The organism is Streptomyces sp. NPDC052301 (genome assembly GCF_044593395.1).
Taxonomy (GTDB): Bacteria; Actinomycetota; Actinomycetes; order Streptomycetales; family Streptomycetaceae; genus Streptomyces.
In genome coordinates this window covers 85623-94484 of record NZ_JBIUBE010000024.1, presented here as the reverse complement: position 1 = coordinate 94484, position 8862 = coordinate 85623, and the positions used below count along the sequence as shown (strand labels likewise).

Annotated in this window: 6 protein-coding genes and 1 pseudogene; 2 read left to right on the top strand and 5 right to left on the bottom strand. The window is 68.2% G+C overall.

What is annotated here, in order from left to right:
* Positions 1–684: 684 nt before the first annotated feature.
* Entirely contained in the window at positions 685–978 is a 294-nt protein-coding gene (locus ACIHEJ_RS39125) for a hypothetical protein (protein WP_400142613.1), read from the bottom strand.
* 58 nt (positions 979–1036) lie between these two features.
* Positions 1037–1231: a zinc ribbon domain-containing protein gene (locus ACIHEJ_RS39120; RefSeq protein ID WP_400142612.1), complete on the bottom strand. Its 195-nt coding sequence runs from the start codon at positions 1229–1231 to the stop codon at positions 1037–1039.
* A gap of 288 nt (positions 1232–1519) precedes the next feature.
* Here ACIHEJ_RS39120 and ACIHEJ_RS39115 point away from each other — a divergent pair, with 288 nt between their 5' ends.
* Positions 1520–4072, top strand: a complete 2553-nt coding sequence (locus tag ACIHEJ_RS39115; RefSeq protein ID WP_400142611.1) for a Helicase associated domain protein — start codon at positions 1520–1522, stop codon at positions 4070–4072.
* Positions 4073–4799: 727 nt separating this feature from the next.
* Positions 4800–7154, top strand: coding sequence for an NB-ARC domain-containing protein (locus ACIHEJ_RS39110; protein WP_400142610.1), 2355 nt, complete (start codon positions 4800–4802; stop codon positions 7152–7154).
* Positions 7155–7448: 294 nt separating this feature from the next.
* Here the strand turns inward: ACIHEJ_RS39110 and ACIHEJ_RS39105 are convergent, their stop codons facing one another.
* The 3 genes and pseudogenes from ACIHEJ_RS39105 to ACIHEJ_RS39095 all read right to left on the bottom strand — a co-directional run.
* On the bottom strand, positions 7449–7781 hold the full coding sequence (locus ACIHEJ_RS39105) for a hypothetical protein (protein ID WP_400142609.1): 333 nt from the start codon (positions 7779–7781) through the stop codon (positions 7449–7451).
* Positions 7782–8106: 325 nt separating this feature from the next.
* Positions 8107–8331 carry a hypothetical protein gene (locus ACIHEJ_RS39100; protein WP_400142608.1) on the bottom strand — a complete coding sequence of 75 codons (225 nt, stop codon included), beginning with the start codon at positions 8329–8331 and terminating at the stop codon, positions 8107–8109.
* An 11-nt stretch (positions 8332–8342) separates the two neighbouring features.
* Positions 8343–8862: pseudogene (locus ACIHEJ_RS39095) on the bottom strand (tetratricopeptide repeat protein); the annotation flags it as partial.

Sequence of the window (8862 nt, the reverse complement as noted above, 5' to 3'; positions counted from 1 at the left end):
CCCGCGGAGCGGGTCCCATCGCGCTGCGCGCGATGCAAGCGAACACCCGCGCTGCGCGCGATGCAAGCGAACACCCGCGCTGCGCGCGGGTGTTCCGCTCCCGCTCCGCGGGAGCGCTGGCTGACCGCTGCGCGGTCAGCTCACCTGCCTTGCTGCGCAAGGCAGGTGATGCTCCGTCCGCTGCGCTCCCGGAGCGCGTGGGGGACTACGTCCTCCCACGCACGGTGCCCTGCGCTGCGCTCCGGTCACGGGGTGGCGCTGCGCGCCACGAAGGCCGGCCCCGCTGCGCGGGGTGGGCCAACGGGCCTACGGCCCGAGCGGCAGCAACGAGCCAGGGTTGGTGCCTCTCCGGCTGACTCCTGCGGGAAGAACCAGCCGGGTGCCGGTCAGTGTCTACGGGACCAGGTGCTCCCGATCCCTGCAACGTGCAGAGTCAGAGCAGTCAGCCCCAGGAGCATGACGTTGACTGATGAGAACGCGTGATTGGTACTCACATCGGCCGCATTAATGAGGAACGCGATGAAGAACAGGACTGCCGCGACTATGCCGAGCATGACCGGACTCCTCTCGAAGGGTGAAGCCCGTATGCCCGGCCACCGCTCTCACAGACATGGGCGGCACCCTTGAAAGCCGCGTGCCCGCGCGGCAAGAACCTGGTCGGCGTGTGCCGGACGGCTGCAGGCCTCAGGCGTGGGCGTGGCGGGTGCCTGCCGGCTTGTGCGGGGCTGCGTGATGCGCGGGCCGGCCCGTCGCGGGGACTGCCAGGCGCCGCAGGGTCAGGGCCGCGGTGGCGAGGAGGCCGGTGAAGACGGTCAGGAGGAGGACGGACACCCACATCTGCCGGCTTTCCGGCGCCTGCCAACCGGTCCAGGCTGTGGATGCCGCCCACAGCAGGACACTCACGGCGTAGAAGGAGCGGACGCGCTGCAGCTGCCGCAGGGCCCGCAGGAACTCGATGCGTTCGGTCTTCGGTGCCATGCGGGCCGTGTACCCCCGCGGACGGTGTTCAGCAGACCAGGCTCACTTGCTGCCTGGGTCACTTCTGCTCTTGCTGCTGGGTGCGTCCTTCGAAGTCGCGGCGCACTGCGGCCCCTTCGTCTTCGACCAGCCCTGCACTGTCGGGCAAGTCCAGGACGGCGCCACAGTGCTTGCACAGTTTCCCGTCCTCGGCGGGCGTGCCGCACGCCTTGCAGAACCGGTTGCCTTGATGGTTCTCGGTCTTGTGTTCCATGGTCTCTCCCGGATGGTGGGCAGTGAGGAATGCGGAGTACCCGTGGCTTTCGTGTCGATTCTCTGGGGTCTCTGCTTCATTTTTTATCTAGGATAGACTCTGGACTCAGATGGCTGCAGCGCTGTGAGGCGTGTAATCCGCTGGAGACGGTGTCTGTGTCTCGCGTCGGAGTGTGGTGGCCGGAGTCGGCGGTGGGGGCTTGCAGATCAATCCCCTTAGTGCGCGCGGTGGTTGGCTGTGTGGGGGGTGTGAGAGCTGTTGTCTGGCCCGCCGGAGAGGATGGATAGGATGGCTGTGAAAGAACTTCGTCCTCATCAGCGTGAAGCCGTGGACGCGGTTCTCCGGGCACTCGAATTGCCCGCAAGATCTACTGTGCCCGAGCGGGGTCTGCGGACTCAGGTGGTCATGGCGACCGGCTCGGGCAAGACGCTCGTCGCCGTGCGCAGTGCGGAGGAGCTGCAGGCAGGTCGGGTGCTGGTGCTCGTGCCCTCGCTGGACCTGCTGGCGCAGACGGAGGCCGCCTGGCGCGAGGGCGGGCGTACGGGACCGATGATCGGGGTCTCGTCCCTCCGGGGGCCGGAGGCGTCCTTCCCGAACACCACGGACGTGGACGAGCTGGTCGACTGGGTCCGCCCGCTCGACAAGGTCACCGTGTTCGCCACCTACGCCTCCCTCGGACTCGGCACACTCGAGCGCGCCCATACCGCGGGACTGCCGGGATGGGACCTGATCGTCGTGGACGAAGCCCACCGGACCTCCGGGCGGATCGGAAAGCCATGGGCGGTCGTCCACGACAACACCCGCATCCCCGCCCTGCGCCGGCTCTACATGACCGCCACACCCCGGCTGTGGCAGCCGGACGACGACTCCGACGCCGCGCCGGGCGCGCCGGGCGAACTGGTCGCGTCGATGGAAGACGACCCGGCTTCGCCGTTCGGCACCAGGTGTTTCACCCTGACGCTCTCGGACGCCGTGGACAGGGGCATCTGTGCCCCCTACCAGGTGGTCTGCGTAGACATCACCGACACCCACCTCCAAGCCGCACAGCTCCTGGGCGCCGAAGCCCGCTCAGACCAGGTACGCGGGGCGCGGCTCGCCGCCCTGCAGACCGCGCTACTGAAGGCCTCAGCCGAAGAGAGTTTCAAAAGGACGCTGGTCTTTCACCACCAGGTGAAGGAGGCCGAGGCGTTCGCGGCCGGACTGACGGACGTCGCCGGCCGGCTGCATGCGGCGGATCCTGGGCTCTACCCGCGCACGGTGTGGGCCGACTGGCTGTGCGGCGAGCACAGGCCCCTCCACCGCCGCCGCGTCCTGGACGAATTCTCCCGAGGGCTCGCTACTGACGGCACGGTCGTGGAGAAGACGTTCCTCGGCTCCGTTCGCGTGCTCGGCGAAGGCATCGATACATCCCACTGTGACTCCGTGTACTTCGCCGACGTCCGCGGCTCCATGCCCGACCTCGTCCAAGCCGTCGGCCGGGCACTGCGGATGCAACCCGGTGAGGGCAAGGTCGCCTCGCTCGTGGTGCCCGTCCTGCTCGGGCCAGGCGAGACGGCCGACAACATGCTCACCTCCCGGGCCTACGGTGGCCTGGCCAAGCTCCTGGAAGCGCTCAGGGCACACGACGCCCGCGTCGTGGAAGCTCTGGCGCAGCCCCAGGCACCAAGCCGTGTCAGGGGCGTACAGAGCCGCTCCGGCAGCGACCAGGGTGAAGGTGAGGCCAGCGGCCGAAGCGACCGGCTGTCGGTGCCGGCCCGGGAACTACTGAAGTTCAGCACGCCTCGTGACCCTGCGCAGCTGGCGGCGTTCATCAACCTGCGGGTGCTCAACCCCGAGCACGAGCACTGGCGACGCGGCATCGAAGCCGCCGTCATCTACAACCGGCTCCACGGCGACCTGCGTGTGCCCTTCACCTACCGCGTACCCTGCCGTGACGACCAGGCGGTGGAGAGCGAGGGGTGGCCGGCCACGCTCGCCGCTTTCCCGCTTGGGCAGTGGATCGCCGACGCCAGGCGCGTCTACGCCCGCGGCGACATGGACGCCGACCGCGCCACGCAGCTCGAGAAGCTCGGCATGGTCTGGTCGCACTACGACGTCGCATGGGAAGAAGGACTCGCCGCAGCCCGCGGCTGGGCAGCCGAAGCGGGCCACCTCCTGGCACCGACCGACGCCACCTACAAGGGATACCGGGTAGGGCTATTTCTGAAGAACGCGCGAGCCGCCGCCCGGAAGGCCGCCGACATCGAGCGGCGACGTGCCGAGGGATTGCCGGTGGAGTCGGCGGCGGGGGCGCTGTCGCAGGAGCGGGGCGAGCAGCTGGAGGAGATCGACCCGTCGTGGTGCCCCACCTGGCCCATCGACTGGCAACGCGCCTTCCACCTCACCCGCCAACACCTAGACGCCGGCGGGACGCTGCCCACGTCGCCGGGTGCCGTCGTGCGTCAGGGCGAGGACCTTGGCCGATGGGTCCGGGCACAACGGCTCGGCTGGGACAGGCTCACCACGGTGCAGCAGTGGATGTGCGAACACATCCTCGGAATCCAGCCCGCCACCGACGACGAGAAACCTAAGCCGCGCCGGACCCAGGCCGACAAATGGGCCCTCAACCTCACCGCCGCCCGACAGTTCTACGAGCGCGAAAAACACCTCCGAGTCCCGAGAAGCCACACCGAGACCATCGTCATCGGCGGAGCGGACGACGGCCACTACGACGAGAAGGCGGAGACGCAGGAACACCACCTCCGGCTAGGAGCATGGGTCAGCAACCAACGCTCCCGAGCCGCGACCCTCTCACCCGAACGAATCGAGCAACTGACCGCCATCGGCATGCGCTGGACCTAACCACCCAAGTCCGGCTGGCCAGACGGGCGGCTTCCCCATGAAGCGTACATATGGCGTACGAAGTGCGTGCGAATGTCAGTCGAGTGCACCGCAGCTAGAGCCGACCCCGCCACGTCTGCGCCATTGCTGTGGAGCGCTTCGGCGCAGCGTGCACGTAAACAGCGCAGAGCACGGCAGTGGATCACCACCGTCGACGGCGTTCGCACCCAACATGCTGTCGTGCCAATGCGGATCCATCCGGAGGAACACGAGGCACTCACGCAACCCCTCCATACGCGCCTCACGTACCGCGTCTCTGACCCCTACGCCGTCGAAGCACGGTTCCGAGTCGGCACCGAGGACGAAACCAGCACAGTTGGCGTGGCGGTTCGAACCTCTGGAGGCTGAAAGTCGCTGATCGACAAAAAACTCGACTGGGCGCGCTGACCCCGAGAGGGTACATATTGCGTACGTATCGCTTACTTACTGCGTACGGATGTCCTAGTCGCGGCACATTAGGGGGCGCAACCGGGAGCCGGGCCGCGTCTCACGTGGCGCTTGGCACGACCAGTGGCCGGTCAAGGGCTCGTGGCAGGCTGATCCAGCAGCCCTCAGAGCCCGCGAGGCCCGATCACCAAGGTTCCGCGCGAGTTGTCCAGATTCGGGGGTAATCTCGCGGGTCGGTCGGTGCGCGAGGTGGGGGCATATGAGGCGGAGTCGCTGGCCTGGGTTAGTGGGTTCTGCGGTGGTGACCGCAGTGGTCAGTGCGGTCACGTCGTTGGCAGAGAACGCCGCGACGGGGCAGGACCAGTGGCCGGGCTATCTGGATGCCGTACGGCGGCATGCATGGGCGGTGCTGGGGATCGGTCTGGCGTTGGCCTTGCTGCTCGCGATGTACACGCTGCTGCGTCAGGATGCCCCGGCGGGCGGTATCGGAGATCCGGCGCCGCCTCCTGCACCCTCCAGGCCCCGATGGATTGTGGACCGGGCGCAGGCCGCACGGGTGGCTGCCGAGCTATGCCGTCGTAGGGGGCGGCGTTCGGTGGGCATCACTGCGACGGCCGGATTCTATGGCGCTGGGGGCTTCGGAAAAACGACCCTTGCGGAGATGGTGTGGACCAACCACCGCGTCCAGCGTCGGTTCAGGGGACGGATCTACTGGATCACTCTGGGCCTGGACGTGCGCAGCCGGGCCGCGATCACGGAGAAGGTGGCCGAGGCGACGCGCTTCATCACCGGTGACACCACCGTCTTCGACGACCCGGCTCTTGCCGGAGCGCATCTGGGACGGCTGCTGGACGACCGACCAGAGGCGTTGCTCATCTTGGACGATGTGTGGACCGCCGCGCAGCTCGCGCCCTTCCTGATGGGAGGCGCCCGTTGCCGGCGTTTGATCACCACACGCCTGCCCGAGCTCCTTCCCACAGGTGCGCTCCCGGTGAAGGTAGACCAGATGTCTCCGCTTCAGGCTCAACAAGTACTGACCTTCGACCTGCCCGATGTCCTGCCGGAGCAGACGACGGGCGGCTTGCTGCGCTGCACAGGCCGCTGGCCGTTGCTGCTGCGGCTGGCCAATCGCCTTATTCTCCGACGGATGGCAACCGGGGACGACCTGGCCGTTGCCGGTGCCGCCGTCCTGGAGCAGTTGAGGCAGCAGGGCCCAGACAGCCTGGATCCGGCAGACACCATCGATCTCCACGACCCCCGAGTCCGGCAGATGGCGGTACGGGCCGCCGTCGAGGCAGGAGCCACACTGCTGTCCGCCGGTGGTTTCAATCGCTTCACCGAACTGGGGGTGTTCGCCGAGGACGAGGCCATTCCTGTGCACTTGATCATTGCCCTGTGGGCGGCCACCGCTGCACTGGCTGAGGCTCAATCCCGGGACCTGTGTGCCGAACTCAGTGGCCTGTCCTTGCTCACCCTTGATCCGGCCAATGGCGGCCGGGTCTACCTGCACGACGTGATCCGCGATTTCCTGCGCAGAAATCTGGGCGAGGTACGCCTGCAAGACCTGCATCGGCTGCTCGTGGATGCTGCTGCCGCAGACGTACCTGCTGCCGACCCGCAGCCGGGCGGCGGCCGGGGGCCCCGCCACGCATGGTGGCAGATGGCCGACGGCTACCTCGCAGATCACCTCATCAGCCACCTGCTGGGCGCCGACCGCACAGCCGAAGCTGAGGCGCTGGCTGTGGACCTCCGCTGGATCGAGTGGCGCCTGGACCAAAGGGCTGCGCCAACGCCCGTCGCTGACCTGTCTCAGATCCCGACCTCTAGGATGCAGCGAGCTGCCGCTGACCTGGCCCGCTCTGCGCACCTTTTCGCCCCGACCAGCCCCGCCCACTCCCGAGCAGCCATCCTGCGCAGCCGCCTTGCCAGCTATGACGTCTGGCGCAGCCAGGCGGACGCCTGGCGTTCTCCGTACCCAGCCCTCTACAACCGATGGCTACTACCGGATGTCCCTGACTCCGCCCAGCGCCGGGTCCTCACCGGCCACACCAACGGCGCGACCGCCGTTGCGATTTCACCGGATGGCACCTGGCTGGCCACCACCAGTGATGGCGGAGAAGTGTGGATTTGGGACGGCACCGCCGACTTCACCCTCCGCTGCCTGGCTGACCACGCCGGAGTGGGGAACAACGCCGTAGCGATCTCGCCGGACGGCACCTGGCTCGCCACCACCAGCGACGACGGGACGGCGCGCATCTGGGATGCGGCCACCGGTCGAACCCTCCGCACCCTCACCGGCCACACCTTCCGAGTTGAGGGAGTAGCGATCTCGCCGGACGGCACTTGGCTCGCCACCTGCGGCGACTTGACGGTGAGAGTTTGGGACGCGGCCACCGGTCAACCCCTGCGTACCTTCACCGACACCAGCTGGGTCGATGCGGTGGCGATCTCTCCCGACGGCACCTGGCTCGCCACCACCGGCTTCGCCGGAGAGACGCGGGTATGGGGATTAGCCTCCGATGCTGCAGTGGCGACCATGAGAACCGAGGGAAGCCTGATCGCGTGCTGTTTCCTCCCTGACGGAGGAGGACTGGCCATGGCCGGACCGCGTGGATTGTACGTGTATGACATCGACTTAACGCCCCACCCCTGTTAGCTGGTCACCGACGTATCGCTGCACACGGCGGTACGTCGTCGGGCGTGAGGCCTGTTCGAATGTGGTGCTAACGCTCGGAGGGGGTTGTTCGCGCGAGGGCCGACGCAGTACAAGGCGCGCACGGGCTCTGTGACGGTCTGCGCCGGGTGTGTGTTCCTGTCGAACCCCGGTCTCCGGGTGAGGGCCTGGATGCGGTGGCGGACCCGGCTGGGCGAGAGCCGGGCGGCATCGTCCATCCACAACGGCAGGGCGCGCAGGTCCGGCATTACCCGCAGCAGGCCGGCCTTCGATCGGTTAAGGGCGCGCGTCCTTGAGCTGCGCCTGCGTGAGCCGGACCGGTTGCCCGCCCGGGGTGTACAGGCGCTTGATGAAGATCTGGAACCCCAGTTCCCTGATCCTGACTTCAGCCTCATTGGTGTTGTGCGGTTCAGCGCCGAAGGCGGCGCGCACCAACGGGATCACCGGGATGAGACGGCCACCGATGTCGGCGACGACCCAGACGTCGTTGGGGGCGTAGGCGGTGTAGTCGGGTTCCGTGCGGGATGCCTCCATGACGGCGGCGCGCGTCAGGGTGGCGGTCCCGCCCGTCTGCGTCCTGACGGTCGTGGTGCTGGCTGCCGCATTCATGGCTCGGGCCTTCCGGGTTGACGCTGTACACGGGCGGCCCGCGCTTGCGATCCGCGAACCGACGCCGGTCAGGCGCACTCGCAGAGCGCCGGGCCCGGCACGCAGGGAACATTATGACCGGGCCGCTGAAGGCAGGGCCCGTCGGAACCGCACAAGGGCGGCGCGAGGTAGCCGCTTTGACGCCTCCGGTCCGCGCGCGCTGGAGAGACGTGAGCTGGGCTGGTGCCAGCCGCACTCGTCCGGGTGGGCGAGGCGCCGCTTTCTGGCCAGTACTCGCAGGTAGCGGTACGGGAGGCCGGCTGGTGGGGGCATGATCGCGGTTGTGTTACGCGACGACATGCCCGCTTGCGTGCGGTGGGAGATCCTGATGCACGAACGGTTCAGCGACGTGTGGATCTGCAAAGACCTCGGCCGAGCAACCACCGGTGCGGACCCCGCCGATCTGGGCAGGGCCGTCCTGGCCGCCTACCTCGCCGGCCGGGATAGCCGGGGCGAAACGTTCCGCGTCGTCGTCCGCACCGACCACGGCGGCGACGTCCGTGTCCAACACAGGTGCCACCATTACCCGGCACCATCCTCAGCCCGCCGCTGCCAGTACGCGAGGTTTTGACGGGCGATGCGGACGTGGGGGTGGCTGCTGCCCAGGGCCTCCAGCATCTGCTCAAGCCACTGCTCGCAGGCGCTCGCTGCGCCTGCCGCATCCCCTGCTTCCCCCCGCCAATGGACAAGGCTGCCGTGGACGGCCAGAGTCGCGGAGTGGTCGGGACCCAACACCCGCACGTAGTCGTCCAGCAACTGCTCGGTAGCGGCCGCTGCGGCACCCGGATCCCCCGCCATCCCCCGCCAGTAGGCGAGGGAGGCACGGGCAGCCAGTGGCTCGGGGTGGTCGGGACCCAGCACCCGCACCAAGTCGTCCAGCAACTGCTCGGTCTCAGTGGCGGCGCCACCCGGATCCCCCGCCGCCCCCCGCCAGTGAGCGAGGGTGCCACGGGCGGTCAGAGTGTCGGGGTGGTCGGGGCCCAGCACCCGCACCAAGTCGTCCAGCAACTGCTCGGTCTCAGTGGCGGCGCCACCCGGATCC

Coding starts and splice junctions, on each gene's coding strand:
- ACIHEJ_RS39120 (WP_400142612.1), bottom strand. CDS start 1,231: ATGGAACACAAGACCGAGAACCATCAAGGCAACCGGTTCTGCAAGGCG.
- ACIHEJ_RS39115 (WP_400142611.1), top strand. CDS start 1,520: ATGGCTGTGAAAGAACTTCGTCCTCATCAGCGTGAAGCCGTGGACGCG.
- ACIHEJ_RS39125 (WP_400142613.1), bottom strand. CDS start 978: ATGGCACCGAAGACCGAACGCATCGAGTTCCTGCGGGCCCTGCGGCAG.
- ACIHEJ_RS39105 (WP_400142609.1), bottom strand. CDS start 7,781: ATGAATGCGGCAGCCAGCACCACGACCGTCAGGACGCAGACGGGCGGG.